The sequence below is a fragment of the Candidatus Saccharibacteria bacterium genome (genome assembly GCA_034521515.1).
Taxonomy (GTDB): domain Bacteria; phylum Patescibacteriota; class Saccharimonadia; order Saccharimonadales; family JAXHMH01; genus JAXHMH01.
Genome location: JAXHMH010000002.1, coordinates 336,655 through 361,553 on the forward strand (window position 1 = coordinate 336,655; position 24,899 = coordinate 361,553).

Consider the following 24,899-nt stretch of genomic DNA (forward strand, 5'->3'; position numbering starts at 1 on the left):
ACGTTTATGCCTATAGTATACCTGTATGGGTGCGAAAAATACTGACAAAAACAAAACTGTAGATAAAGGTGACCACGGCTACTCAGTCGAACATAAAGGTGATTACATTCACCTAAAGACATGGGGGCGTCTCCATCTAGAAGATTTAAGTGAACCGGCTGAAACCGCACTTAAACTTGCTAAAAAAGAGAAGGCCAAAATGTTGATAGATGATATCCGTGAGGTTCACTCCCCATTTGTTGACCTGCAAGTTCAAGCCAAAGGTGTCAGTGTTTTGTGGAAACTAAAAGAATTCCACAAGGTCGCGATTGTTTTTAACGAAGGTGAGCTAGAGAAATTGTTTTTCTCCTCATTAGAAGCACTGCGACTGGGCGGTAATTTCAAAGGCTTTGATAACGTTGACGATGCAGTTGCCTGGCTAAAAGAAGATTAAATAGCCGCTTCATTTAGTTGCTTGAGCCATGTGTTGAAAGCAGACGAATTCTCCAGGTGCTGGAGTTGATCTTTAGCCCAGTAAGAATATTCAGCTGCTCTTTCACGTAGCTCTGTTTTGTAAACTTCCCAATTGAGCCACTTATAATTAGCAACTTCCTCAAAGTTCAAGGCTGGGTCGGTGGTGGTTCGGGACACATAAATCGGACAAAACTCGTGTTCTATCACGCCATTCATAGCCGGAGTTTTATAGATATAATCTGGCACAACGCAGGTGAGGTCTGTAAGATCCGTTAAGCCGAGCTCATGTGCTGCCCGGCGGCTAATAGCGTCTTGTTGCGGCTCTCCCGGAGCAGGGTGGCCACAGACGCTGTTTGTGAGCACACCCGGCCAGACCTTTTTACTCAACGCGCGCTGCGTGACCAGAAATTGGCCTTTATCGTTAAAAATGTAGCAGGAAAATGCCAGGTGTAGCCGCGTCTTCATGTGGTGGCTAGCCAGTTTGGGACCAGTTTCGCCAGTAGGCTGACCGGACTCGTCTACAAATACAATACGTTCTTCTTCGGTCATCGGTCGCGTTTCTCCAGAAACTCCACAAAACCGCGCAAAAAACGGCGCAAATCTTCCGGAATATCAATTTCATCCAACTGCTGTAAACACTCTGTTTTATAGTGTGACATCAACGCTTCTGTCTGGGATAACCCACCACTACGGTCAACGATATCGCGCACCTGTTGGGCTTGCTCTTTGGTAATATCAGGCTTGCCAACCAACTCGTTAAGTACTTGCTTATCTTCGGCCGTGGCGCTAGAGAAAGCTAACCACATCGGCAGCGTTTTTTTGCCTTGTGATATATCGCCATCATTAGATTTACCGGTGTCATCAGGCTTGCCAAACAACCCAATTATGTCATCGCCGGTCTGAAACAATAGACCAAGCGTATCGGCTAGTTTTTCTAAGCCGGCTGGCGGGGGAACACCAGCAACTCCGTAGCCAAATAACAGTGGTAATTTTATAGAATATTTTCCAGTCACCCAGGCCATAGAGGTTTCTATACGCCCTTGGCTTAACTCCTCTGAGTCAAGCGGCAGATAGTCCATTAAGAACTGGTCGTACCAACCCCAAGCTACTTCTTCCGTGGCCTCAATCAGTAAGCTTATGAGCTCAAGCTTGTTAGCGTTTGTCAGATGACTGTTTAATACAATCTTATATGACCCAGCTGCAAGCAGGTCGCCACCAATAATTGCTAATGAATTACCAAAATGCTCCTGATCTGCCTTTTTACGGCACAATTTGGCCAGATTTGCATGAACAGTTGACGCATTATAACGAACATCATCTCGATCAATAATATCGTCGTGAGTTAATAGAAACTTATGGAACGCCTCCAGTGCGAGATGAGGGGCGATATCTGACTTACCGAAGCTTGAGGCGGTCACATAAGCTAAAGCTGGACGGAACCGCTTACCTCCCTCTGTAGCAAACCGGCATATTTTATCTCTTAACACGTCTTGTTCAGGAAACGAAGTCGCCAAGTACTGCTTAAGCTTCATATTCTGTTCCAATTGAGACACAGCATTTTTGTAGGTTGCCCAAAAGTAGCCCTGGCCAGATACGTTTTTTTCAGACTTTGACACGTTGTTGTCTTTTTTGTTTTGTGGGCTGGTCTTCATTACAGTAGATACTCTAGCTCAAAACCGGACTTTGCGCATCAGTTTATCGACCGTGTCTGGCGGACGATCTTCGTGCGGCAAGAAATTAGCAAGTGTCTCTACAATTTGATCGCCTTGCTCTGGCGGGAAATAGATTGTTATGCCGGGCATGAACCGTTTGAGCGGCATAAGCATAATCGACTCGATACCGCCTTCATCCTGAACAGTGAAGGTTCGAAACATTTCATACGGATAATGATTTTGAGAAATAGTGATACCGCTGTCATCGATTTGATAATTTAGAACCTGTGGTTTACGCATCGCAAAAACTCCAAAAGTTATCGCCACTACAATAATGACAATCGGCGTTATTAAATCACCAGTCAGTGCATAAAGACCGCCGGCCACTATCAGCGAAATAACGCCGAGAGCTACGTACCAGCCGGCGCCCTTATCATGGGCAACATATTCCGAGGCAGACCATTGGATCGCGGGTATATCGTCTTGAGTATCTGCACCAGCTTGATTGTTATTTGCTGGCGTCCAGGAAGGAGGGTTAGCCTCTGCCTGAGTTCTACCTGGCGGTTCTGTTGCAGGCTGGGTTTCATCCGCTTGAACCTGATTTGTAGCCGGTTGTATTGCCTCCGTAGCTGGTTTCTGCTCCATAGGTTGAGCTGGCTGAACTGGCTGTGTATCCTGCACACTTGAAGTATCTGTAGCATTATCAGCAGATGGTTGGCTATCTTGGCTTGATGCTGGGGTATTATTCGTGGCAGTTGGTTGTTGTATCGAAACATTATCCGTAGAAGACTGTTTTTCTGCCAAATCAGGGGTTGATGGTGCTGGCTGAGGAGACGGCTGCGCAGCAGGAGCGACCGGTTCTGGAGTCTTTGCCGGTTCAGTGCCGTTATTATCCGACTTATTAATGGGGTTGATTGTTTCACCTGGCTGCATACTAACCATATTGTACCGCAAAGCCTTTTATGCTTACACCTCTTTACGAAACAGATGGAATACAAGCGGGTAGTTTGTTATAATCTACTTCTGTTACAATCTGTAATTACAGCCCGGCCAATTGGCCAAACCAGGCAGCCTGCCCGCTGTTTGGAATTTTGAGAGGAGAAGACTTGTTTGGATAGCTATTTTTGCCGAGTAAACTTGTTTTGTCGGCGAATGAGCTATCCAAGCTTCACACTTCGACGAGGAGAGGTACCCAAGTGGCTGCTGCGTGAAACGTGAATTGTTCGACGGTTTGCGGCAAACCAGATAAGGTAACAGGTATACTGCACATTACAATTCAAATACGGATAAATACCCGAGTGGCTGCTGCGTGAAACGTGAATTGTTCGACGGTTTGCGGCAAACCAGATAAGGTAACAGGTATACTGCACATTACAATTCAAATACGGATAAATACCCGAGTGGCTGCTCAAGTGAAACGTGAATTGTTCGACGGTTTGCAGCAAACCAGATAAGGTAACAAGTATAATGCACGTACAGCTAGAATACGGAGAGGTACCCAAGTGGCTGAAGGGGACGGTTTGCTAAATCGTTAGGGGGTGGAAACACCCCGCGAGGGTTCGAATCCCTCTCTCTCCGCCATGAACCATATGGTTCATAGCTATGGTAGTACGGAAGGGTGACCGAGTGGTTGAAGGTACTTGTCTTGAAAACAAGCGTGCCGGCAACGGTACCGTGGGTTCGAATCCCACCCCTTCCGCCATTCGACAAGCTCATGACAAGCCCATTCGACAGGCTCATGGCAAGTCCATTCGACAAGCTCATCTTTCGACCCTGAGGCTCAAGATCGATGGGTGACAAGCCCGTTCGACAGGCTCATCTTTCGACCCTGAGGCTCAAGATCGATGGGTGACAGGCCAGGAAGAAAATTACCCGCCATGCAGGTGGGTTTTTTTGTTTCTGTTGAAATGGTGGATATTAATTTAAATCCAAGCAAACAAGCTATTAGTCGATTCATACGGATAAACCGATCAATCAAAAAACACCCCTTTTGTTCACGATCGTGAACGGAGAGGGTAGTTTATTGTTTTTGGGCAAAGGCGGTAGCGTATACCTTTTTGGTGCCAGCTTGTTTAAGTTCTCTAGCAGCTGCTTCCAGAGTAGCCCCAGTGGTTGTTATGTCATCAACCAACAGCACTGGTGACTTTATAACAGAAACTGGACGGAAGGCTCCTTGTAGCTGCTCAACTCGCGTCGTTTTATCAGATCCAACTTGCCGGCTGTGACCCTTCCTGGCCAACAAAGTTTTATGCCTTAATCCGCAACTGTTGGCTAACGACCTAGCAAGCAACTCTGCTTGATCATAGCCTCGCTGACGTCGCCTGCTAGTGGCAGTCGGCACATGAGTTACTAGAACATCCTTAGAAATATATGGCAGAGCCTCTATCATTAAACCGCTAATCACTTCCGCTGCAGCAACTGTACGCTCAAACTTAAGCTTGTGGGTAAGATGGCGGGCGAGCGGAGTATAATCGGTGCGTATCCATACATGCTTTAACACTGATTTCTTTCGGCAACGCGAACAGGTTGCCGATTCTGTAGTCTGTGCCTGACACATATAACAACGTGGGGGCAGAGGATCGAATGCTTCAAACTCACACCACCTACACAGCAAGCTTCCTTCTTTCTTGCACAAGACACATCGATGAGGCGCCACCAAACCAATAAGCTTATCCACTATCATGTACGAGACATCGTACCATCAATCACAAAGCTTCAGGCTTGAGTGCAGCATCCAGAGCCACGTGCTTGGTGGCTCTGCGCGGCGCAAATGAAGCACGGACCGGGTTCGTTGAACGAACACCGTAAGGCTCCGAACAGTGCGTCCAGAGGTTCAGGCTTGAGTGCGGTGTGGTCATATGACTGAGGAGGCGCAGTAAAGCGTACATTTAGTACGCTGCACGAGCACCGGAAGTCATATGGCCGCAATGCGCCAAGAATATCGGCAGAGCTCGTGGCTCGGCCACGAGACAGACCGATATGACCTGAATCTCTGGGGTGTTGTTATTAATGTGTTGTAAATAATAGCTCAAACTGTTGCTACTCCGGCCCCATTCAAGCTATACTTACAACTAACAAAAAACGCAAACTGATTAACATATAATCTGAAACGTGGAGGGTACCACTTATGGCGCGGAAAGATCGCGATGAAGATCTATTAATGGAAGACGAGCTGACAGCAGCTTTTCTTGGTGATGAAGATATGGCACCGGCACAAACCGACAACGGACAACAAGCTCCTCAAGCGGGCGATGGCGGAGTTACAGAGGATTGGGACGAGGACGATGCAGTCCCAGGACAATTAGCAGTAGACGTATACGAGACTAAAGAGAAGCTCGTCGTCAAAGCTCGAACTGCTGGCGTCAACAAGAGTGAACTAGATGTCAGTATCGCCGACAATACACTTAGTATCCGCGGAACTCTGTCTGCAGGTAACGAGGAAGATGTTGAGAATTATTTTGTTCAAGAGTGTTACTGGGGCGAATTTAGCCGCAGCATCGCCTTGCCAGTACCCGTCAAAGAAGAAGAGATTGAGGCAGTCCTAAAAGACGGTGTGCTTACTATCAGCTTTACTAAGGTCAAGCAAGATACCGTCAAGAAAATTCAAATCCAGTAAAACAAACACTGATTACATAAAAACACCCGCAGCTACACGCAGCCGCGGGTGTTTTTATTTGGCGTGAGCACTTATTATAGCGTCAGCTTTAGTGACTATAATATAGAACCACTGTGTCGCATGGACACCAGTAAACTACCCGTGTGAACCTCAGCTGAAACGTAAAAAAACGCAAACCATACATATAGACGCATAAACACCGGCTAAACCCAACAAAAGGCAGAATCAGAAGGTAGACTAGCCAAACATAAACCCCGCTAAAATTGAGCGGGGTTTATGATCTAGATCGAGTATTACTGTCTAGACATTACCGGCTACTTGGCCGAGCACGAACCGCACAATAATTTGCGCCAACGCTACCACGACTAGACCGACAATAGCATAGAGTATGGTGTTCTTAGCCCCAGTAACATTACCGGCATCACCGCCAGATATAATGTACTTAAGACCACCGATGATTATCATGATGACCGATACAACACCGACTACTAGTGAGAAAATATTAATAACCAGCTGAATAAGATCCGAGACTCTTTCTTCTGCATTTGGATCAGCATCTGGATCGGTAGCTACGGCTCCTCCTGATAGACACTCCCCAATGCCGTCACAGTCTTGCAAGTTCTGTGCCCCTACGCCAGCTGGCGCAACCAATGCAAGTGGCGCAGCCAATAGACCAAAGATACCTATACTTAAAATCATCTGTTTCATTCTTCTCATCATTCTTTTTATGCCTTTCTTAGTTTGTTACTTACTTTATAGCAGGATTTCACATCTTAAACAACCCAAAAACATCATCTTATTGGCTTGTAGACTTAGGAAAGCCTCCCAAGCACAAACCGCACCAATACCTGAGCAAGCGCGGCTATTACTAAACCGATAATCGCATATAAAATTGTGTTTTTGGCGCTGTTAATATTATTACTGTCACCGCTGGATATAATGTACTTAAACCCGCCAATGATGAGCATGATAACTGCAGCAATACCAACCACTAAGCTAAATAAGCTTATCGCGGTTGCAACAACACTTTCAACTTCCGGGGTACCACCAGGAGATAGGTCATCGACCCCACCACGAGCGCTGTCTATAGCAGACTGAGCCTGCACGGCAACAGTAAACAGGGCGCTGTATATTACCCCCAAGCTACTGGCCAACATAATTTGTTTAGTTTTATACTTTAGTTTCGTCATCTATATATAGCTCCTATAATCTATTTAACACAAACAGTACAATAGCTTGAGCCATCGCTGCAACCGCCAGACCTACAATAGCGTAGAGTATAGTGTTCTTAGCTGCATTAATATTGTTTGGATCTCCACTGGCTAGTATGTAGCGTAGACCGCCAATCATAATCACGACTACCGAGGCAAAACCTATAACGATACTTAGCAAGTTTAAAACTGTAGCTACTATACCGCCCGAGCCAAACACGCTTTCGGTTCCGCCGCCTTCACGGAGCTCTGTACAAAACGCCGCATCCGGGTTATCTTCACAGATCTCCTGATTAAAACTTGTGCCTGCATTCTGAGATTGATCCTGTGCTTGCACGGGCAGAGCAGGGCTAAACAAAAACATGCTAGAAATTAGGCCTATGATTGTAAGCTTTACATATCTCATAGCGCATCCAGCACAAAAGTTACAATCGCAAACGCCATTATACAAACCACCAGCCCAATAAGTGCATACAGTATGGTGTTCTTAGCCTTAGCCGTAGATTGCGGGTCGCCCATTGATAAAACATATTTAAGCCCAGCAATCATTATTATTATGACCGCTACCGCACCAGCCGTAGCAAATACAATTTGTAATACATTTTCCACAGTAGCATCGTTAAATGTTGCCTCTGGAATATTCACATCATCAGAGCTCAGTTGAGCCAATTTTGTAAGTGCTACCGGTATGTTCACGACAATATTGCTCCTGCTACAATATTTATAATTATAGTGCCTGATACGGCAATACCAAGTCCGATTAGCGCATTGATGATTGTGGTGCGGGCGCCTTTGGTGGCTTCTGGCTCACCTTGGCTCAGCATATACTTAAACCCGCCGAATATAACCATCGCGACCGCCACCAAACCGGCTATCCGCAAAATTATCTCAAAAACCGCCAGTAATACACGTCCAGCAGTGGCTCCAACGTCTGTATTCCCATCTTTATCAGTCGGCAATGTTAGCGAGCAGCCTTCGATTTCGCCTTCTTGCGAGCCATCCAGATATTCATACTCTAGATATTCATACCAGGTAGGGAAGCTAAAAAACCCACCACCCGACGCACACTCACCAGATGCGGCTGATGAGTCTGTGCCAGATTCATTATTATCGGCATTTACAACATTAGCCGGTAAGATGACCAACGCAAAAAACATAATAAAAACAAGCACCCAGGCTAAATAATTCGCTTTGAAGGAATTAACCACCGCTACCTCCTTGGAATAATCCACCCGGCACTAACCATTGAAGTATTGCAAACATCGCAAAGAATAGTACCAGCGCCAGCACAGCATTAAATATTCTCTGACGTGCCGCAGCAACTGCTTGCGGATTATCACGTGCCATAGAGTACTGTATACCGCCGATTGTAATCATAATCACGATCACGATACCAACCAAAGCAGAAAGACCGTTGATGAACGTCAACAGATAACCCATTATTGGACAGCTGTCCGGGTCAAGACCATCCCTACAGTTTGTATTGAGACTTCCGTCCTGTCTTGCTAGTTGTTGTGTGCGCTCTTCTCTGGTGGTAACACCCTGACATTCGAGGTCACTCCGTCGGTCATCAGGGCTACAGGAGTCTATAACAGATTCTATATACGCTGTTTCGCTTATTTCTTGTGGCTGCCTATTACCTAAAGCTATCTCAGTTGCCATTTCAAGGCTATCAATCCTGTAATATTTTCCGTCTTCCAGTCCATCGTACCCAGCTTCAGAACATAAACTCGCCGTGTAATTATCACCTGAGCTGCTGCGCCAAGCACACTTCGCTGGATCAGCAGCACTAACATCACCTACGTCTATAAGTGGTACCCCGACGCTAACAGCCATAAAGACAACCGCCAAAGCTACATATTTTATGTGTTTATATTTTTGCTTGAACATTTGTCATTACTATATCCTCACATCTCTCAAAAGACAAGGCTTACTCATAAATACAATGGGGTAGACACAAGCGTTTTCATGTGGTATAATACACAAAATCCTTTGCGTAAGTTTTTTGTTAATGAAGGATGACAGGATCGAAAGGAAACTAACCATGAATAATCTACCAAAAGAAAACATACCAGAAGAACAAGGCGAATTGTTTAATGCTGCGCCCAATACCGAGGGCACGGGTACTGATTATCACATCCCTGAGACACGGAATGGTATTGCTACGAATGAAGCTACGCTCCTGGCCAACGATATTAATGACTCCGACACAACTAATCGAAAAGCTGAAACGATGGAAGGCAAGGAAAGGAAAGACTATGAATCTAACCTAGGTTCAATACCAGAGTCAAATGAACAAAAGGTAAAAAACAAAAAACCGACAAGCTGGAACCGTATGCTTGGCGCAGGGGCAGCCTTAGCGCTTGTCGCAGGGGGAGCTTTTGCAGGAAAGTCCTTGTTATCTGACGAGCGCAGCGAGACAAATGGAGATAACGCTACTGCAGACTTATCCCAAGACGTGAGTCCAGAAGACTTGCGATTCAATGGATACACCCCTTCCGTTGCAGAATTTCCCGGCTCTGAGTATCTCACTGAAGAAAACATGGAGATATACAACAACCCAGAGATAGATGACTTGGTTGATAGGTATAATCTACGTAAAGTATCGTTTGAATATAGCGAATACGGAAACACGGATCTAGCCGACTATGCGTGGCGTCACCAACATCCAAATCAATATGTTGACCTATCGTCACTAAGTCAAAACGGCGTTAACGAAGCCGAGGTACAAGAACTTGCCCCTATTTACCTCCACAACCATATCGTAGCCCAAAATATTGACAATGACTCCAAAGTATGGAATGTTCCCGATTTCGGATACATCACCCCCCGAACTCACCTCTTCCTAGCATCAGCCACAACATTCGAAAATCCACCCACCGTTACTACAAATAGCGACAAGTCTATAGAGCTATCGTTCTCCGGCTTAGACATACAAGCAACTAATATTGAAAAGATCCGACCGCTGGAAACCATAGGAAACACTGGACCAAGATCCTGGACTATGGACTTAACAATAGGGATAGACCCGGAGACCGGTAAGCCAGTGTACCTACGGCATGATGCTGAAGAAGTAAAATCATAGATACTTCTGTAGTAAGAGGAAAATTTCAGATTCCATAGTGTTGTGCTTGTGGTAAGCTAATTGTATGAAACGAGTCTGGCTACTCTTAGCAATGTTTTTCGTTGCTGCTATTTTTCAACCTCTTTTCGTGTATGCAATGGATGTGCGTCCACTGGATCAAGCCCAAGTCCCTTCTGGAATCGCGCCTCGCGGAGATACTGGAAATCAGCTGGCCTTTACTGGTAATGGGCTCACTTTTAATATTATTAACCGTGCGGTAATTGAAGTTGAAGTAGACAATTCCAGTGACCAAGTCTGGACTGGCGTAGAGACGAGCTCTAGCACCATCGCCAATGTGGTTGGCGGTAGACTTATACGTTCACACCATCACCGTGATCGCTCCCCTAGTAGAGACTTAACTCACTACGTACTAGATAATTCTACTGATGGCTACGGATCCAAAGGGTATACGAGATATACTGCAATCCGAGACGTTAATGCACTGACAACTAGTTCTGCTGACTTGAGCGAGAGATGGAGGAGCCTTTCAGACCAAGATATAGTAGATTCATTCGATGGCTCTTGGGCGCAAATTATATCAACGTACGAAAGAATACCGGATCCGGTAAGAGACGGGTGTCAGCTTACTGTACACGGGCGAGGAGACCTCCATCCTGGTCTAGGTTTGACAAACGCAACTGACGACACCCCAGAATTGCCAGTTGCATGGGCGTGCAACGCTGATAGAATTTTCGAGATAACCAACGCGTTAAATAACCTAGAGAATTACAATGTAACACACGAGGCTAACGATGACGGTACGACACTTGCCATCGTTTTCCCAGAAAACGACGCATCACGCGACTCATTTGTGTATTGCGACGACAATCAGTATGCCCTTGAGAGCTGTGAGAACCCTCGCGGCAACTGGATTATAGATGGTCACAACCCTGACGACTTCATGAAAGACTCCAATGTGCCTGTAACCGTAACAAACGGGAGCCAATCATTCCCCATGTCAGTAGCGGGGAACGAATCAGAATCCTCTACACATATAGGTGGTGGAGGTTCATCGGATCCAGACCAAGACTCCTGTGAATCAGCTGGTAATTTGTCATGGATACTTTGCGGTTTAGTCCATATGACTGGAGGTGCTCTTAACTGGGTATCTGGCCAAGTTGAGACGCTGCTTGACGTCCCTGAAGAGCGCTATCGTCATGAGGGTATACAACAATCGTGGACACTCGTCCGTAATCTTGCTTATATATTGCTCATTCCAGCTATGCTCATCATGGTTATTAGCACTGCGCTTGGTTTTGACTTCGTCAGCTCCTACACCGTAAAAAGTGCTTTGCCAAGAATGGTAGCGGCAACAATACTGATTGCGCTGTCATGGGAGTTGACTGGGTTTATGATTGCTGTTGTACATGCTATAGGCCAGGGTATTGCTGGACTCATATTATACCCGTTCCCAGACGCAGCAACTGAACTTTCCAATATCGTTAGCATTACAACTGGTGGAGCATTAACTGTTGGGGTTATTGCTGCCGTTGCTGTAGCTGGCGGTCTGTCAATAATACTATCGTTCCTCGGCTCAGCACTGCTTATAATATTTATGGTATTCATGTTCCTGGTGGCTCGAGAGATGATGATTTTGGCACTTATCATTGTCGCCCCGCTGGCAATCATAGCCTGGATTTTCCCGGGGCTTAACAAGTTATGGAGTACCTGGTGGGGATATTTCTATAAACTATTGTTTATATATCCCGTAATTATGGCAATGTTAGCAATGGGGCTCGTATTTGCCCACATGCTAGACGATGCCCAAACTACCGGAGGAGCCGCAGGCGAAGCCCAGAACGCCCTTATCCCACTATTTCAAATTGCTGCAGTAGTTATACCGTTTGCACTTATACCGTTGGCGTTCAAACAAGCCGGGGGTGCAATGGGAAGCTTAGCTAGTGCCGTAGATCAGAGAAGGCAAGGCGTAGAAGGCAGACTCAAAAAACAACGCGGCGCCAAGGCCGCCGAAAACTTTGCCAAAACACAAAATTTCAGCCGCTTCAAGGGAGCTAACAGAATATCTAGGGGGGCAAATAGCCTGCTAGGATATACCTCTAATGCCGGTAAGGCGGGTGTAAATCCACGCAAGTGGAAAAGAAAGCTAAGCACAGTCGCTTCAGATGCATCAATTGCACAGCATGAAGCAATGCTTAAGGATGAAGGTTATGAGCCGTGGAAAGGTAACGACGGGCTCAATAAAGCTGCGTCATCAACAAACAATGCTAGGGAGCTAAGAAAAGCACTTATTGCATCGGGTGATTACAAAGGACCTAACGCTGCTGCAAATCTAAACAGAGACGTTGAACGTGTTGAAGCTATGCGCCAGAAATATGGTAATACGGCACTCAAGCAAGCTGCATGGGTACAAGCAATTTCCGGTGGTACTGCATTCAAAGGAACTACTGATGCCTGGGAGGCAGCTGGTAAAATTGCAAACGGTGACGATGCCGTGCTCGCTAAGCTCGTTGCTCAAGGTCGTAGTGCAGCCATGGGAGCCGGAAGAATCGACCAGGGTGGTGCAGGTTTTATGGACACTATGAAAGTCGCGCAGTCATATTATGAAGACCCTGGGTATCGACCTGAGGATGCTGATGCAACTCACGCAGCAAATGTCATTAAATCTCAAGGCCCAGGATCTCTAGCACATGCAAGCATGAAACCTACTGCAATCAAGAATCTTGCCCCGGCTTTCCAGAAACGCATTGAGGGAGCAACAAAACAGGGCGACAGAGAGACTGCTCAAGCATTGGCATCAGCCGCTGGATCACTGACATTGGCACGTCGCCGTGCTTACTAGCCCTCAACTTGCTGAAGTTTTTGCAGATAATGTAATGGGCTACGAAGTTGAAGGGTATGGAACCGTTAAGGACATGATTGAGGCCTACAGAAGTGACGATAACTTTAATCAGATGAGGCGAGAATATGAAAGACAGGCAACAGCTGATGCAGTAAGAAATTCAGCAAATCCGCCAGCCGAACCCGGAGCTGGGCCACCTACAGCACCGCAAGATAGGCTTTCTTAAAAGGAGAAGGAAAGATGGCAACATATAAAGTAATATCAGATATCTAAGCAGAGTATAAACTGCTCGGACAACGGGCTTAGTACAGTAAAACTATCCGAGTAACCTTTTGCAACAACTCGTAGATTAAACACCTAAATATGTATATGAACGGAAGTTTAACTTGACTTTAAGTTTAACTCGAGTTAAACTTGAACCATATGAAAACTATATCTGCTAAAGAGCTGCGTGACAACCTTGGCGAAATAACTAAACGGGTGAGCGCCGGCGAACATATCTACGTAAGCTACAGAAATAAACTGTCTTTCAAGCTAGAACCAGCGACCCCTCCAAAGCCCGCGCGTAAAAAGCTGGCTGGCCTAGAAGCCTTTTTGGCGGCACCAAAGAAGCCTTCTCAGCACAATCCGGACAAACCCGCAAAAGAAATATATCACGAGCTTCTGGATGAAAAATATGGCTCCAAGTAAGCTGTTTTTGGATGCCAATATCCTAATAGAGATTCTAGAATCCCGGCCAAAACATAAAAAAGCGGAAAAACTGTTGCTTTCAGGTGCGGGGAATTTGCATATCTCTACCCTGACATGCCACATTGCTGCTTATGTGTCCCGAAAAAGAATTGGTCTGGAAGTACTCGAACAATTCTTAGGCGACTATATTTGGCTAGAGCTGAAACCTGAGGACATAGCTTGGGCATTTGATAACCGCCGTGACAATGACTTTGAAGACGCCCTGCAGATTGCCATGGCTGTAAGAAGTGGTTGTAGCGTGTTTTATACCCTAGATAAGCAACTCGTCAATGCCTATGCTACCTTGCCCACCCTGGAAGTAAAGTTACTCAAATAGCATAAGTATTTACTCAGCACTCTGTACTGTGTACTCTGTACTTACAATGGCAACATATAAAGTAATATCAGATATCGAAGCAGAAGATAAACTGCTGGGGCCGCTGACACTCAGACAGTTTATCTATGCATGTATTGTCGTGGTATCGGGTTATATTGCATTTCGCCTTATATTTGTTAGTTGGCTGCTAGTATTGCCGCTACTGCCAATCATGATATTTTTTGGTTTATTGGCGTTTCCATTTACCAAAGATCAACCGGCGGAAGTCTGGTTATTGGCGCGTTTGCGGTTTTTCTTAAAACCACACTTACGAATCTGGAGCCAAGACGGCATACAAGAGCTAGTATCTGTTACTGCCCCTAAATTACCAGAAAAGCAGCTTACCAAAGACTTTTCCCAGACCGAAGTAAAAAGCCGTCTAAGGGCTTTGGCAGATACAATTGATAGCCGTGGATGGGCAGTCAAGAACGTCAACGTTAATCTAACTGGCCAACCATCCGCCGCAAACGGTGCATCAGATCGGCTCGTCCAGGCCACGTCAACGCCTCAACCGGTTGCCGATATCGATATTGGAGCATCCGATGACATGCTGGATGAACAGTATAACCCCCGCGCACAGTCTCTCGATAAACTCATAAACGCCTCCGGTCAAGCGCACCGGCAGCAAATAGTGCAACAGATGAAGCAGGCTCCCCAACAGACGCAGGAACCGGCAGCTAATTACTGGTTTATGAACCAACCATCCGGACAACCGCAACCAGGCTACAACACCGGTAAAGGTACCGTAATCACGCCAGGAAGCAACGACCAAAAACCCTCAAACCAACAACCAACCACCCAAGAGGAACAAGCCTTGCTCGAGAAAATCCATAAATCAAAACAGCAGCCACAACCTGGCTCCAGTCATATCAAGACTATCCAACCCATCGATCAGAATAACCCCAATCCTGCGCAAACAACACAACCGCAACCAGAAGCTCCTAATCAAGCCAACACCCCACAACAAGCTACTAACGAACATCCCCAAACCAGCCCCCAAAAAACACAGCCCGATCCAGCCCTATTAGAACTTGCCCATAACGACGATCTGAATGTCGAAACCATAGCCCGCCAGGCCAACAAGCACAACGACGATGACCCGGAGGAAGTGGTAGTATCGCTACATTAAGCTGAAGTACTTAGTACATAGTCCTCAGTACCAAGTAAAAGCCACTCAACTTCTACGATGGTAATTTACGTATAAACCCTGACAGAAGCTTACTGACTTCAATAACCTCAGAAAGCAGTTTCTTTTGATTTTTGTCGTTAAGATAACCTAAATCTTTAGCAACAATAAGCATCGACTCAACTTCAAACGCTGATCCTTTGGCAATATACAGATAGTTTCTGAGAGATTTGTTGCTTTGTTTTGCATAACCTTCGGCAATGTTGTTCATAATCGATACAGCTGCGCGTTGAATCTGATCCCTGAACCCGTAATCCTTGCATGTACTAAAAGAACCGTAAACATCTGTCGTTAATTCGCGAGCTTTTTGCCACGCAATTATGTCTTTAAATGATTCAATACCCACTAATTCATTCTACCATCATTTAGTTACTAACATGTACTAGGTACTAGGTACTGTGTACTCCGTACTTGGAGGCTTTGTTCTCTCGCGATTTTCCTCTATACTTAAGCTTATAATCTCCTCTTTCTGAGGGTGGGAAACGTTTATTTCATGAATCCTAATTCACCAAACCAACAACCACAACAAAACCAGCCTGCTGCCAACCAACAACAGGGCTATACTCCAGCCGGACAACCTGCCTCCGGCCAAGTTAACGCACCCCAACAGCAACCAGCTCCCGCTAAAACCAATCCAAACAGCACGCAAAACTCCATGGAAATTGCCGAAATCCGCGATGGGCTGGTGATCATGAATGACGGCAGCTTCCGATCAGTTGTGATGGCAAAGTCAATAAACTTTGACTTGATGAGCAACGAGGAGCGCGAAGCCGTTGAGTACAGTTATCAAGGCTTTTTAAACTCTTTGTACTTTCCGGTACAGATTTTTGTAAGGTCACAAAAAGTTGATTTGCGGCCGTATATTGAACGGCTTGATAAAATTCGCACCGAGCACGACAATATGCTATTAGCGCTCATGATGGAGGATTACATTAATTTTATCGGTGATTTAAGTATGCAGACTAATATTATGGATAAGAAGTTTTATATTATCATCCCGTATTTCCCGTCAGTTGATGTTCAAAAAGCACTTACTCAGAGCAAGAATTTATTCACCGGAATTACCAGCATGTTTAATAAAAATGAGCAGCATGTGGTTGTCAATGAACAAGATCTCAACAAGGCCAAAGATGAACTACGCAACCGTGTTCAGGCAGTGCTCGGCGGTTTACAACAATCTGGCGTTCAAGGTCTGCCACTAGATACTCAGGAACTTATTGAGCTGTATTACGATTCATACAATCCAGATACTGCCACCAGACAGCAGCTGAAAAACTTCAACGATCTAACTGCTCCTATTGTTACACGCGGTGAAGGTCAGGCAGTAAACCCTAGTTTAGAAAGGGAGCTTGATCAATAATGCTCGGCAAGAAGAAATCCGATACTCAAACTGATCCGGTCGCCCTAGCGCAAGCACAACGTGCCCGTGAGCAGCAGGAGGTTACTGCCGCTTTCCAAAAGGGCATAACGGCACTGCGCGATTTTATTGCTCCTGCTTCACTGGAGTTTAAGGGTACTCACTTCCAAATCGGCACTCGTTTTGCCCGTACGTTTTACGTTTACGGATACCCACGCCAAGTATTTACCGGCTGGATATCCAGTATGGTCAACCTCGATGAGGTGATGGATTTGAGTATATTTATCTATCCGGTCGAGAGCCAGGTAATACTAGAAAACTTGCGCAAAAAAGTTTCCCAGATGGAGGCTGGCATCCAGATCGATGCCGAGAAAGGGCGTGTCCGCGACCCCGGCAGGCAGGCCGCCATCCAAGATGCCGAAGAAATGCGCGACAAATTACAGGTAGGCGAAGAGCGTTTTTTCCGTTTCGGATTTTATTTCACAGTTTACGGTGGCAGCATGGACGAGCTTGAATTTGTCACCCATAAGGTCGAGTCAGTTCTCGGTCAACAATTAATTTACTCAAAACCTGCCAGCAGCCAACAAGAACAAGGTCTTAACAGTACATTGCCGCAGTTCAGCGATCAATTACAAATCAGGCGAAACTTCAGCACCGGCGCGTTAAGTACCAGCTTTCCATTTACCAGCGCAGACCTTACACAGGATGAGGGCATCTTGTATGGCATAAATATGCACAATTCCGGGCTAGTTATTTTTGACCGTTTCTCTCTAGAAAACGGCAACTCGGTGGTGTTTGCAAAATCCGGTGCCGGCAAATCGTTCACTGTTAAATTAGAGGCGCTGCGTAGCATGATGTTTGGTACTGAAGTATTTATTATTGACCCGGAAAACGAGTACCAGCGCATGGCAGAAGCCGTTGGTGGAGCTTATGTCCGGCTTAGTCTTAACTCTGGCACTCGACTTAACCCATTTGATTTACCACAAGTCATAGACACCGACGAGGCGGATAACGCTTTACGCAGCAACCTCATAACACTTCATGGGCTATTAAGATTAATGATGGGTGGAGCGCAGACGCAGATGCTTGAGGGCACCGCAACAACTATGCCCGCCCTCGCACCATCAGAAGAAGCCGACCTAGACGCCGCGTTAATTGAAACCTATGCCAAGGCCGGTATTACCAACGACCCACTCACCCATAAATCACAGCCCCCTACCATAAACGACCTATATGACACATTGCTACACATGGGTGGCAGCGGCCCGCAACTTGCTCAACGCCTCCGTAAATACACTACCGGTACATTCGCCGGCATATTCAGCCAACAATCCAACGTAGATATCAACAACCAGTTTGTAGTGTTCAACATCCGTGACCTAGAGGACGAGCTGCGCCCCGTGGCTATGTATATTGTCCTAAACTACATCTGGAACAAAACCAAATCCGACCAAAAAAGGCGCATGCTAGTAGTTGATGAGGCCTGGCAGCTCATGAAATATGAAGATTCTGCTAACTTCTTGTTTAGCCTGGCAAAACGCGCTCGCAAATATAACCTTGGTATCACCACGATAACTCAGGACGTAGAGGACTTTATGGGATCGCGCATGGGTCGGGCTATTGTGGCCAACGCCAGTATGCAGATACTACTCAAGCAGTCTCCATCGGCTGTAGATGTACTAAGTGACGTGTTCAAACTTACCAGCGAAGAAAAGAAACGCCTCAGTCAGTTCCCGGTCGGCCAAGGTCTGTTTTTTGCCGGGCAAAACCATGTCCATATCCAGATTGCCGCTAGCCCAACCGAAACCGGTTTAATCACGACCAATCCGCAACAAGTACAAGCCGCCGAACAGGGCGGTGAGCTTAATCAGCCCCAAGGTACAATTGACCTTCAAAATCGCCTAACACCAGGCGTATAACAAGTTATGAGCTATGAGTGTTGAACTATGAGCAAAGCAGCAGAAGGTTACGCCAAACAAATCGACCGATCTTTTAGGCGCTTTTTGCTCACTGCCAAAGGGTCAGCTTCAAAAGTGCAGTCTATGCTTATACTGGCCGATGACATACAATATACATCAGAGGAGCAACTAGGATCACGCTTCACGTTAGCGAAAGAGGCGGCAAAGATTATAGGCGGACTTAAAAATAAACTCCATTCTCAAAACTCATAACACATATCTATCATGGCAGTAGAAGATAAAGAAAAATCCGGATCAAAAGAGGAAATCACGCCAGATTTTTTGCGTGAGGCTACTGGCATTAACCCCGAGCAAGAACAGACTATGGATCGCGAGGCACACAGCGGCGCCGCCAAAGACATTGCCGAACGTGAAGGTATAGCCGGCACACAGAAAACTACCGAGGCCGACAAAGCGGAGAGTGACCGGATTGGCACTCCTGACGGTCAAATTGGCGGCGGTTACAAAGCTAATGCAAAGAAAAAACGTAAGTTTTGGACCAAGAAAAAAGGTGTCGGGGCTGGAATTGCTGGTTTAGCAGTATTCGGTGGCATGGGTCTATTCGGTATAATGAGTGGTCCTTTTGGCGTCATGCATTTTGGCCAACTACTTAATCTCAATTTTTTACCCGGAAATTCTATTTTGACTAGCCGAGCGGGCAATTTATATAAGTGGTCACAATGGTCTGACCAACCTGAAATGAGACGGTTGGGTGCAATCGGACGCCAATCCATGCGCGGTATCGATGCAAAATTTGAAAGAGCAGGTTATAGAAAAGTTGTCGGGTCAGGCGGGCGTCTTCATGCCGTTATTGCCCCAAACAACGAAAGAATACCAGTAGATCCACCCGGTACAGGCAAGTCTGCAGCTAAACAGAACTGGCGTAGAGTTGTTAGGCGAGTTAATTTGGTAAGCACAAAGCGTATTGGCCCTGTTGGATCGCGGTTTGCAACAAGAGCTTACGGCATGAACATGGGAAACATACTAAACCCGAGGCGCACGTTACAGGATTGGCAGGCAAAAAGAACCCGAGTTAGAGAGGCTAGGCAGGCAAATAAAACAGGTACACAACCAGCAGACGTTAGGACTACTGCAGACGACGCCGACGTCGACCGTGCGCCCGGAGATCCAGACCCAAATGAGGGTACCGGAAGACAAAATACTACCTCAAGACGAAACACAGCAAGAGCAATAAAAACGGCCTCTGGCATTGCGCTTGGATGTATTGCGATTGAACTTGCCGATCCTGAAGGTGTAGCCCATAAAACAAACGTGATTCTTCCGTTAATACGTGGTGCTGGCCGATACTTAACTATCATGGGTCAATTACAGTCGGGTAACGTTGACCACGAGGAGCTCGGCATTGTATATCAAGAGCTTGTTGCTGACAACGAAGACGGGGAGCCAACCTCCGCTTTTGCCTCAGCTCCAATGCAACATCTGGCTGGACGCGCCCCTACTGGTAGAGATATACCACCTGAAGCCCACCCGGTACGTTCAAAAAACTTTTTCGAAAATATCATGGGTGGTGTTTGGAGCAGTATAGAAGGAGTCCAAGGTCCTATCAGTGCTGGATGCCAACATATCTCCAGCACTGTCGGGCAAATTATTGGCGGCGGTATAGATATAGCTTTATGCGCGGTTAGCGGTGGAGCAACCTGTGTCGCAAGAGGCGCTATCCAGACTGCGCTTATCGGAGGAGGTATGCACGTACTAGTCAATATATTAGCCGGTGAACAGACTGCTGCTTGCTTTAGTGAAACTGTAGAAGAGCTTGACGAGGAAGACACAGAAGTCGCTGGCAACACCCCTGTTGGCGGTGATATTGTAGGTGCCTGCGCAGGGTATGGCGCCCGCATATTTGCCAATGAGAACATGCTTAACTTTGGTGGCACACAATTAAGCGACGAGGAGTTTGCTGCTGTTCAGCGTTATAGCAATGAATTGGAAACTGAGCGCTTCCAAAACCAAAGCCTATTCGCAAGATTATTTAGCCCTTATGAACACAAATCCTTGTTCTCTAATGTCGCTCGTAATACATTGGTTTTTGCTTCTGGTAATAGTGGCCATAAATTCGCACACTCGCTACTGACAGCCCCCTTTGGCATAACGCAAAACTTACTCCAACCATTTAATTCGGCAGTTTACGCGCAGGACAATCGCACGTTTGATTGGGGCGGTTATCCAGCATACGGTTTTAGTATTGATGAACTGGATGATGAACGGTTTGATAACCCGTTTGAAAACGCTTCTATCGTCGCCGATAGACTTGATGATAGCGACGTAAAAGATAAAATTGAGCGCTGTTTTGCTCTTGAGCTGCAAGACGATTACTCCTTAAAAAGGATAGATGATGAGGTTAGGTCAGTACATTCACTTGATGGCTGCGACGACCAGGACGAAGTTTGGAAGCGTATAAGGTTTTATATACTAGACACCCAAATTGCGGAGACTATGAATTGTTATGAAGGCGATCATACCAGTTGCCGAACAATCGGTTTCGATGTCGCAAACGCTGAATCCGAACAATCCACCTCGCGACCAGCTCCCGACGAAGCTATTGTGGGAGATACTTCTGACCAACCCTGCGCATCAGGCACAGATGACCTCGGAACTGCAACCGGTTACAATAACGGGGACGCTTATACTATCCGGCTGTGCTCCATACCCGGTTTTACCTCTGAATGGCCGGGTGAAGAATTCATAAGAATAAACTCAACGGTATCAGGGAATTGGCTAAACTTATTCCAAGCTGCCCGAACAGACGGTATAGATCTCCAAGCCGTCAATTCCTTCAGAAGCATGGAACGCCAGCAAGTGCTTTACGATCGATATCTGGCAGGCCGCGGGAACTTGGCCGCTCAACCAGGACACTCTAACCATCAGCTTGGTTTTGCAGTCGATATCGTTATGGATGACCGTGGTTTAAATCTAGAACAGTGCCGAGCTAATGCTGCACAATATCCAATATTTAGCTGGCTGAGAGATAACTCTTCCGACTTTGGCATCGAAGCAAATGTTCCAGATGAATGCTGGCATTGGTCGTCATGATAAAAAAACATTTCATTATACTGGTTGCAGCCGTTGTACTTGTCTCAAGTTTCATGTCACAAAGTGTGTTGGCGATTTCTGATGAGCAAAGAAGAATACTAGAATCCAATATACTTTTCTACAACGTTGATGCTACCGACAGTATTGCGGACTCATGCACACTCCTTGTTGCCGGAAAAGGTGACATATTTAACGAAACTCAGTTGGAACAAATTGAGCGCAACCGTCTCGTATACGAAGAGGCTGGACAAGAGGCGGATGTCCCTTGGGAGATGTTGGCGGTTATACACCTGAAGGAGTCTGGGCTAGGTCGAGAAAACCCTAGTAATGGTCAAGGTGTTTACCAATTCGTCAATAAAAACGGCGGGCCATATCCACCAGGCCCGGTTAATGAGGCTGAGTTTGTTCGTCAAACAAAACTGGCAGCTCAATTTGTCCGCTCTAAGTTACCATCAAACCTTGAACATAACCGAAATTTAACATACTCAGGGGCTTCATCTGACACTATAAAAGATACGTTCTTCAGTTATAACGGCAGGAGCAGTGGTTATGCTGACCAGGCTGAAGCTTTGGGGTTTGATCGGGAGCGACAGCCATTTGAGGGATCACCATATGTCATGAATAAGGCAGACCCCCAGCGAGATCCAGAAATTAACACTACCACCTGGGGACAAGTCAAGGAAGACTTTGGACCAATTGAATATCCAGCAAATAATTTTTACGGCGCCTACGTAAGCTATGCGGCACTAGCTGGCACCGGTACAGACAACTGCGACCAAAATCTCGGTATTAGGGTTGTTGAGATAGCCCAAGAAGAGCTTGCTTTGGGTGCAAACGAAGCAGATAATTCCTACTTTAAATATACAGAAGGTATAGAGGCTGCTTGGTGTGCATATTTTGTAAGCTGGGTATTCGATAAAGCTGGAGCTCCTTTCGAAGGCGGTCCACTTCCTCAAGTTTCAACTATGCAAGCCTATGCAAGAGACCGAGGTATGTATTACGAGTCAGACGACAGCACTTTCACACCGCAACCAGGTGATATTGTTGTCTACAAGGAAGGGGTGCTGCCTTTTGAATCGCATGTTAATATAGTCATCTCTTACAATGCGGGTACTGAAATAATTACGACAATTGGCGGTAATGAGTCCGATACAATACTAGAACTAACAAACGAACGGTCACTACCTTCAATTAGTGGCTTTATAAGGATTCAGTAATTATGTATAACGTAAATAAAAAACATATTATCCTGGCAATCTTAGTGCTGTCCGCGCTACTGTTAATATTTGGAATAAAAATATACTTGGATAACCAACGTTTCCAAGTCTTCTCGACTACTCCATCACTTACACAAACCGTCGCAACCAGCACTTCTGTAATAAAGCTTGACTTTAATAAACCGCTTTCAGATGATTCTTCCTATAACAGAACGCTTATTAAGGATCTTGATGAGCTAGCATATATACATGATGTTGAGCGAGCTGGTGATTCACTGCTGGTTAGGCTGGGCACACTCAACTCCGGACAAGAATACACTGTTACATTTAATGATATTATTTCAGCTGATGGTGATGTTATATCGGACTTAAGTTATACATTTTTTGTTGACTATATTCCGTACGATCGACTATCTGAAGCACAGAAAGCTTTGGAGCTACAAGAAACTGATCGAGGGAGTGAAGATGACCCAGTGCTTAACTATGTACCACACTCAACATTACGGTATGAAATTAATCCTATACAGAGAACCAACAACGACGGTGTATATTCGCTTGGCTTGGACATAAAAATTATCCTTTCTAACGCCGACAGGTCTAACCAAGATGCCGCTATCGCTACATATAAAGAAATGGCTATGGATTACTTGCGTTCTGTTGACATCAACCCAGACGATTATGATATTTACTACCGTATTATTGAACCGACTCTTTAGTTTTGTTTGTCGGAATAACGTGGCACTGGTCTAGAAAATGCTGCACAACGATATCAGCATCCGTGGTAGTTATAAACGTTTGATAACCAGCCAAAAACTCGGTTAACGCCATGCGCCGGGCGCCATCCAGCTCACTAAACACATCGTCAAGTAGTAGTATCGGTTTCTCATCGCGCACTTCCTCGACCAACCGCACTTCAACAATCTTCAACCCAAGTAGTAGCGTCCGTATCTCGCCGCGCGACCCAACCTCATCCGCCGGATGATTGTCCAACGTAATGTGCATATCGTCACGGTGAGGGCCGTACCCGGTAAAGCCACGCTGTATATCCAAGTCCTGCGTGGCTTCCAGTTTGCTCAACATCTGTGACTCATACTGATGCCCGCTACAAGCTGTTTTATACTTAACACCCACCGTAATCTTACTGTCTGACAGTTGTCGGTAGATAGTCTGGAGTTCTTGATTAATTCGGTTCACCAGTGCCAGTCGTTCTTTAGCGATTGCACCACCTAGTTCTGCCAGCCTGATATTCCAGGCAAAAATCTGAGTGTTAACATGGCTATCGCCAGACTTTAATAACGCATTACGTTGCGCCAACGTCCGCTTATATTGGCGGCGAAGCTGCCCGAAACCGACCACCATCTGCTCCAACATATCGTCCATAAACTCGCGCCGGCGTTCAGGTGATCCGGTAAGCAGCCGTAAATCATCCGGCTCAAACAATACAACCGGTACGGTTTTATTCAGCGACAAACGCTTGTATGTCTTATCCGCCAAAACAAAACTTTTCTGAACCCGATCGGCACCCTCTATTGTTTCTAATTTAACCGTGCGCGTCCCGTGGCTAGTAAATGCGTCGAGGCGCGACCACGGAGCTTTGTGGCGAACCAACTCACTATCCCGAGCCCTGTATGAACTACCCAGACACGCTACCAATAGCGCCTCCAGCAAATTTGTTTTACCGCTAGCGTTTGGGCCAACCACAATGTTAACCCCAGGCTCAAACTCAAAACTATCGTTATGATATGACCTAAAGTCCTGCAAGTTAAGCGCTTCAATCACGCTTAGTCTCCCGTCGCTTGTCGCTTGTCGCTAGCTTACCAATAAACCCTGTCAGTAATTTTGAGATCTCTATTGAGATACCTGTGAATTGTTTGTACTCATTTTGATGAATTTTATTTGCTGCTAGCGCAATATGAAGCATGGAGCGGACTTCCGCACATGAGCCACGTGCAATTACTAAAAACTGCCTAAGCTCCTTGTCCGAACTCCTGTCAAACCCTTCGGCAATATTGTTAGTGATAGATAAGCAAGCTCTCATAATCTGATCCTTAAACGATAGATCTCTCTCATACTTCAACTCCTTACTAAGCCCTATGTATAGCTCTTCGCCTTTTTGCCAGGCAATCACATCCTCAAAATTCCTTATACGCATAACTATATTGTACTGGA

The 24,899-nt window shown here is 45.9% G+C and carries 27 protein-coding genes and 2 tRNA genes; 16 read left to right on the forward strand and 13 right to left on the reverse strand.

Annotated elements, in window-relative coordinates:
* Positions 1-25: 25 nt before the first annotated feature.
* Positions 26-433, forward strand: a complete 408-nt coding sequence (locus tag U5K77_01685; GenBank protein ID MDZ7744451.1) for an STAS/SEC14 domain-containing protein — start codon at positions 26-28, stop codon at positions 431-433.
* Here U5K77_01685 and idi read toward each other — a convergent pair.
* Genes idi through U5K77_01700 form a run of 3 tightly spaced genes read right to left on the reverse strand, consistent with a single transcriptional unit; the run spans position 430 to position 3,038 of the window.
* Entirely contained in the window at positions 430-1,002 is a 573-nt protein-coding gene (idi, locus tag U5K77_01690; GenBank protein MDZ7744452.1) for an isopentenyl-diphosphate Delta-isomerase, read from the reverse strand. The genes U5K77_01685 and idi overlap by 4 nt on opposite strands.
* A complete protein-coding gene (locus U5K77_01695) occupies positions 999-2,105 on the reverse strand; it encodes a polyprenyl synthetase family protein (protein MDZ7744453.1) in 1,107 nt (368 codons plus the stop codon). Before U5K77_01695 ends, idi begins: the two co-directional genes overlap by 4 nt.
* Positions 2,106-2,123: 18 nt before the next feature.
* Positions 2,124-3,038: a hypothetical protein gene (locus U5K77_01700; GenBank protein MDZ7744454.1), complete on the reverse strand. Its 915-nt coding sequence runs from the start codon at positions 3,036-3,038 to the stop codon at positions 2,124-2,126.
* 555 nt (positions 3,039-3,593) lie between these two features.
* On the opposite strand from U5K77_01700, the gene U5K77_01705 reads away from it, so the two are divergent.
* Positions 3,594-3,686: transfer RNA gene (locus U5K77_01705), tRNA-Ser, on the forward strand.
* Between the two features lie 31 nt (positions 3,687-3,717).
* A tRNA-Ser gene (locus tag U5K77_01710) sits at positions 3,718-3,807 on the forward strand.
* Positions 3,808-4,125: 318 nt separating this feature from the next.
* Here the strand turns inward: U5K77_01710 and U5K77_01715 are convergent.
* On the reverse strand, positions 4,126-4,605 hold the full coding sequence (locus tag U5K77_01715; protein ID MDZ7744455.1) for a phosphoribosyltransferase family protein: 480 nt from the start codon (positions 4,603-4,605) through the stop codon (positions 4,126-4,128).
* A 627-nt stretch (positions 4,606-5,232) separates the two neighbouring features.
* Here U5K77_01715 and U5K77_01720 point away from each other — a divergent pair.
* The gene (locus U5K77_01720) at positions 5,233-5,721 is read left to right on the forward strand and encodes an Hsp20/alpha crystallin family protein (GenBank protein MDZ7744456.1); all 489 of its coding nucleotides are present in this window, start codon (positions 5,233-5,235) and stop codon (positions 5,719-5,721) included.
* A 300-nt stretch (positions 5,722-6,021) separates the two neighbouring features.
* Here U5K77_01720 and U5K77_01725 read toward each other — a convergent pair whose 3' ends face one another.
* The 6 genes from U5K77_01725 to U5K77_01750 form a co-directional block, all read right to left on the reverse strand.
* On the reverse strand, positions 6,022-6,429 hold the full coding sequence (locus U5K77_01725; GenBank protein ID MDZ7744457.1) for a pilin: 408 nt from the start codon (positions 6,427-6,429) through the stop codon (positions 6,022-6,024).
* Between the two features lie 104 nt (positions 6,430-6,533).
* A complete protein-coding gene (locus tag U5K77_01730; protein MDZ7744458.1) occupies positions 6,534-6,911 on the reverse strand; it encodes a pilin in 378 nt (125 codons plus the stop codon).
* 13 nt (positions 6,912-6,924) lie between these two features.
* Positions 6,925-7,338, reverse strand: a complete 414-nt coding sequence (locus U5K77_01735; protein MDZ7744459.1) for a pilin — start codon at positions 7,336-7,338, stop codon at positions 6,925-6,927.
* Positions 7,335-7,628 carry a pilin gene (locus tag U5K77_01740; protein MDZ7744460.1) on the reverse strand — a complete coding sequence of 98 codons (294 nt, stop codon included), beginning with the start codon at positions 7,626-7,628 and terminating at the stop codon, positions 7,335-7,337. The genes U5K77_01735 and U5K77_01740 overlap by 4 nt, the downstream gene beginning before the upstream one ends.
* A complete protein-coding gene (locus U5K77_01745) occupies positions 7,625-8,140 on the reverse strand; it encodes a hypothetical protein (protein ID MDZ7744461.1) in 516 nt (171 codons plus the stop codon). The genes U5K77_01740 and U5K77_01745 overlap by 4 nt, the downstream gene beginning before the upstream one ends.
* Positions 8,133-8,822 carry a pilin gene (locus U5K77_01750; protein MDZ7744462.1) on the reverse strand — a complete coding sequence of 230 codons (690 nt, stop codon included), beginning with the start codon at positions 8,820-8,822 and terminating at the stop codon, positions 8,133-8,135. The genes U5K77_01745 and U5K77_01750 overlap by 8 nt, the downstream gene beginning before the upstream one ends.
* A gap of 154 nt (positions 8,823-8,976) precedes the next feature.
* On the opposite strand from U5K77_01750, the gene U5K77_01755 reads away from it, so the two are divergent.
* The 6 genes from U5K77_01755 to U5K77_01780 all read left to right on the forward strand — a co-directional run bounded on the left by U5K77_01755 (position 8,977) and on the right by U5K77_01780 (position 15,090).
* Positions 8,977-10,017, forward strand: coding sequence for a hypothetical protein (locus tag U5K77_01755; protein ID MDZ7744463.1), 1,041 nt, complete (start codon positions 8,977-8,979; stop codon positions 10,015-10,017).
* A gap of 64 nt (positions 10,018-10,081) precedes the next feature.
* A complete protein-coding gene (locus U5K77_01760; protein ID MDZ7744464.1) occupies positions 10,082-12,856 on the forward strand; it encodes a hypothetical protein in 2,775 nt (924 codons plus the stop codon).
* Positions 12,846-13,082, forward strand: a complete 237-nt coding sequence (locus U5K77_01765; GenBank protein ID MDZ7744465.1) for a hypothetical protein — start codon at positions 12,846-12,848, stop codon at positions 13,080-13,082. The genes U5K77_01760 and U5K77_01765 overlap by 11 nt, the downstream gene beginning before the upstream one ends.
* A gap of 197 nt (positions 13,083-13,279) precedes the next feature.
* Positions 13,280-13,546, forward strand: a complete 267-nt coding sequence (locus tag U5K77_01770) for a hypothetical protein (protein ID MDZ7744466.1) — start codon at positions 13,280-13,282, stop codon at positions 13,544-13,546.
* Positions 13,533-13,922, forward strand: coding sequence for a PIN domain-containing protein (locus tag U5K77_01775; GenBank protein MDZ7744467.1), 390 nt, complete (start codon positions 13,533-13,535; stop codon positions 13,920-13,922). Before U5K77_01770 ends, U5K77_01775 begins: the two co-directional genes overlap by 14 nt.
* A 46-nt stretch (positions 13,923-13,968) precedes the next feature.
* Positions 13,969-15,090 (forward strand): PrgI family protein, encoded by a 1,122-nt coding sequence (locus tag U5K77_01780; protein MDZ7744468.1) that lies wholly within the window; start codon positions 13,969-13,971, stop codon positions 15,088-15,090.
* A gap of 52 nt (positions 15,091-15,142) precedes the next feature.
* Here the strand turns inward: U5K77_01780 and U5K77_01785 are convergent, their stop codons facing one another.
* Positions 15,143-15,493: a four helix bundle protein gene (locus tag U5K77_01785; protein MDZ7744469.1), complete on the reverse strand. Its 351-nt coding sequence runs from the start codon at positions 15,491-15,493 to the stop codon at positions 15,143-15,145.
* A 147-nt stretch (positions 15,494-15,640) separates the two neighbouring features.
* On the opposite strand from U5K77_01785, the gene U5K77_01790 reads away from it, so the two are divergent.
* From U5K77_01790 to U5K77_01815, 6 genes are read left to right on the forward strand one after another with little or no spacing between them, the layout of a single operon-like run.
* Positions 15,641-16,507, forward strand: coding sequence for a hypothetical protein (locus U5K77_01790; protein ID MDZ7744470.1), 867 nt, complete (start codon positions 15,641-15,643; stop codon positions 16,505-16,507).
* Positions 16,507-18,423 (forward strand): DUF87 domain-containing protein, encoded by a 1,917-nt coding sequence (locus U5K77_01795; GenBank protein ID MDZ7744471.1) that lies wholly within the window; start codon positions 16,507-16,509, stop codon positions 18,421-18,423. The genes U5K77_01790 and U5K77_01795 overlap by 1 nt, the downstream gene beginning before the upstream one ends.
* A gap of 27 nt (positions 18,424-18,450) precedes the next feature.
* The gene (locus U5K77_01800; protein ID MDZ7744472.1) at positions 18,451-18,675 is read left to right on the forward strand and encodes a four helix bundle protein; all 225 of its coding nucleotides are present in this window, start codon (positions 18,451-18,453) and stop codon (positions 18,673-18,675) included.
* A gap of 12 nt (positions 18,676-18,687) precedes the next feature.
* Entirely contained in the window at positions 18,688-21,513 is a 2,826-nt protein-coding gene (locus U5K77_01805; GenBank protein MDZ7744473.1) for a D-alanyl-D-alanine carboxypeptidase family protein, read from the forward strand.
* A complete protein-coding gene (locus U5K77_01810; GenBank protein MDZ7744474.1) occupies positions 21,510-22,730 on the forward strand; it encodes a CHAP domain-containing protein in 1,221 nt (406 codons plus the stop codon). The genes U5K77_01805 and U5K77_01810 overlap by 4 nt, the downstream gene beginning before the upstream one ends.
* A gap of 2 nt (positions 22,731-22,732) precedes the next feature.
* The gene (locus tag U5K77_01815) at positions 22,733-23,446 is read left to right on the forward strand and encodes a copper resistance protein CopC (protein MDZ7744475.1); all 714 of its coding nucleotides are present in this window, start codon (positions 22,733-22,735) and stop codon (positions 23,444-23,446) included.
* On the opposite strand, the gene U5K77_01820 is transcribed toward U5K77_01815, so the two are convergent.
* Together U5K77_01820 and U5K77_01825 are read right to left on the reverse strand one after the other, a co-directional pair.
* Positions 23,427-24,509 (reverse strand): DNA replication/repair protein RecF, encoded by a 1,083-nt coding sequence (locus U5K77_01820; protein MDZ7744476.1) that lies wholly within the window; start codon positions 24,507-24,509, stop codon positions 23,427-23,429. The genes U5K77_01815 and U5K77_01820 overlap by 20 nt on opposite strands.
* Positions 24,502-24,882: a four helix bundle protein gene (locus U5K77_01825; GenBank protein ID MDZ7744477.1), complete on the reverse strand. Its 381-nt coding sequence runs from the start codon at positions 24,880-24,882 to the stop codon at positions 24,502-24,504. The genes U5K77_01820 and U5K77_01825 overlap by 8 nt, the downstream gene beginning before the upstream one ends.
* Positions 24,883-24,899: the final 17 nt, after the last annotated feature.

What these genes read in the sequence shown, in the direction of transcription:
- U5K77_01685 (MDZ7744451.1), top strand. Translation starts at nt 26, where the DNA reads ATGGGTGCGAAAAATACTGACAAAAACAAAACTGTAGATAAAGGTGAC.
- idi (MDZ7744452.1), bottom strand. Translation starts at nt 1,002, where the DNA reads ATGACCGAAGAAGAACGTATTGTATTTGTAGACGAGTCCGGTCAGCCT.
- U5K77_01695 (MDZ7744453.1), bottom strand. Translation starts at nt 2,105, where the DNA reads ATGAAGACCAGCCCACAAAACAAAAAAGACAACAACGTGTCAAAGTCT.
- U5K77_01700 (MDZ7744454.1), bottom strand. Translation starts at nt 3,038, where the DNA reads ATGCAGCCAGGTGAAACAATCAACCCCATTAATAAGTCGGATAATAAC.
- U5K77_01720 (MDZ7744456.1), top strand. Translation starts at nt 5,233, where the DNA reads ATGGCGCGGAAAGATCGCGATGAAGATCTATTAATGGAAGACGAGCTG.
- U5K77_01725 (MDZ7744457.1), bottom strand. Translation starts at nt 6,429, where the DNA reads ATGAAACAGATGATTTTAAGTATAGGTATCTTTGGTCTATTGGCTGCG.
- U5K77_01730 (MDZ7744458.1), bottom strand. Translation starts at nt 6,911, where the DNA reads ATGACGAAACTAAAGTATAAAACTAAACAAATTATGTTGGCCAGTAGC.
- U5K77_01735 (MDZ7744459.1), bottom strand. Translation starts at nt 7,338, where the DNA reads ATGAGATATGTAAAGCTTACAATCATAGGCCTAATTTCTAGCATGTTT.
- U5K77_01750 (MDZ7744462.1), bottom strand. Translation starts at nt 8,822, where the DNA reads ATGTTCAAGCAAAAATATAAACACATAAAATATGTAGCTTTGGCGGTT.
- U5K77_01755 (MDZ7744463.1), top strand. Translation starts at nt 8,977, where the DNA reads ATGAATAATCTACCAAAAGAAAACATACCAGAAGAACAAGGCGAATTG.
- U5K77_01760 (MDZ7744464.1), top strand. Translation starts at nt 10,082, where the DNA reads ATGAAACGAGTCTGGCTACTCTTAGCAATGTTTTTCGTTGCTGCTATT.
- U5K77_01770 (MDZ7744466.1), top strand. Translation starts at nt 13,280, where the DNA reads ATGAAAACTATATCTGCTAAAGAGCTGCGTGACAACCTTGGCGAAATA.
- U5K77_01775 (MDZ7744467.1), top strand. Translation starts at nt 13,533, where the DNA reads ATGGCTCCAAGTAAGCTGTTTTTGGATGCCAATATCCTAATAGAGATT.
- U5K77_01780 (MDZ7744468.1), top strand. Translation starts at nt 13,969, where the DNA reads ATGGCAACATATAAAGTAATATCAGATATCGAAGCAGAAGATAAACTG.
- U5K77_01790 (MDZ7744470.1), top strand. Translation starts at nt 15,641, where the DNA reads ATGAATCCTAATTCACCAAACCAACAACCACAACAAAACCAGCCTGCT.
- U5K77_01795 (MDZ7744471.1), top strand. Translation starts at nt 16,507, where the DNA reads ATGCTCGGCAAGAAGAAATCCGATACTCAAACTGATCCGGTCGCCCTA.
- U5K77_01800 (MDZ7744472.1), top strand. Translation starts at nt 18,451, where the DNA reads ATGAGCAAAGCAGCAGAAGGTTACGCCAAACAAATCGACCGATCTTTT.
- U5K77_01805 (MDZ7744473.1), top strand. Translation starts at nt 18,688, where the DNA reads ATGGCAGTAGAAGATAAAGAAAAATCCGGATCAAAAGAGGAAATCACG.
- U5K77_01810 (MDZ7744474.1), top strand. Translation starts at nt 21,510, where the DNA reads ATGATAAAAAAACATTTCATTATACTGGTTGCAGCCGTTGTACTTGTC.
- U5K77_01815 (MDZ7744475.1), top strand. Translation starts at nt 22,733, where the DNA reads ATGTATAACGTAAATAAAAAACATATTATCCTGGCAATCTTAGTGCTG.
- U5K77_01825 (MDZ7744477.1), bottom strand. Translation starts at nt 24,882, where the DNA reads ATGCGTATAAGGAATTTTGAGGATGTGATTGCCTGGCAAAAAGGCGAA.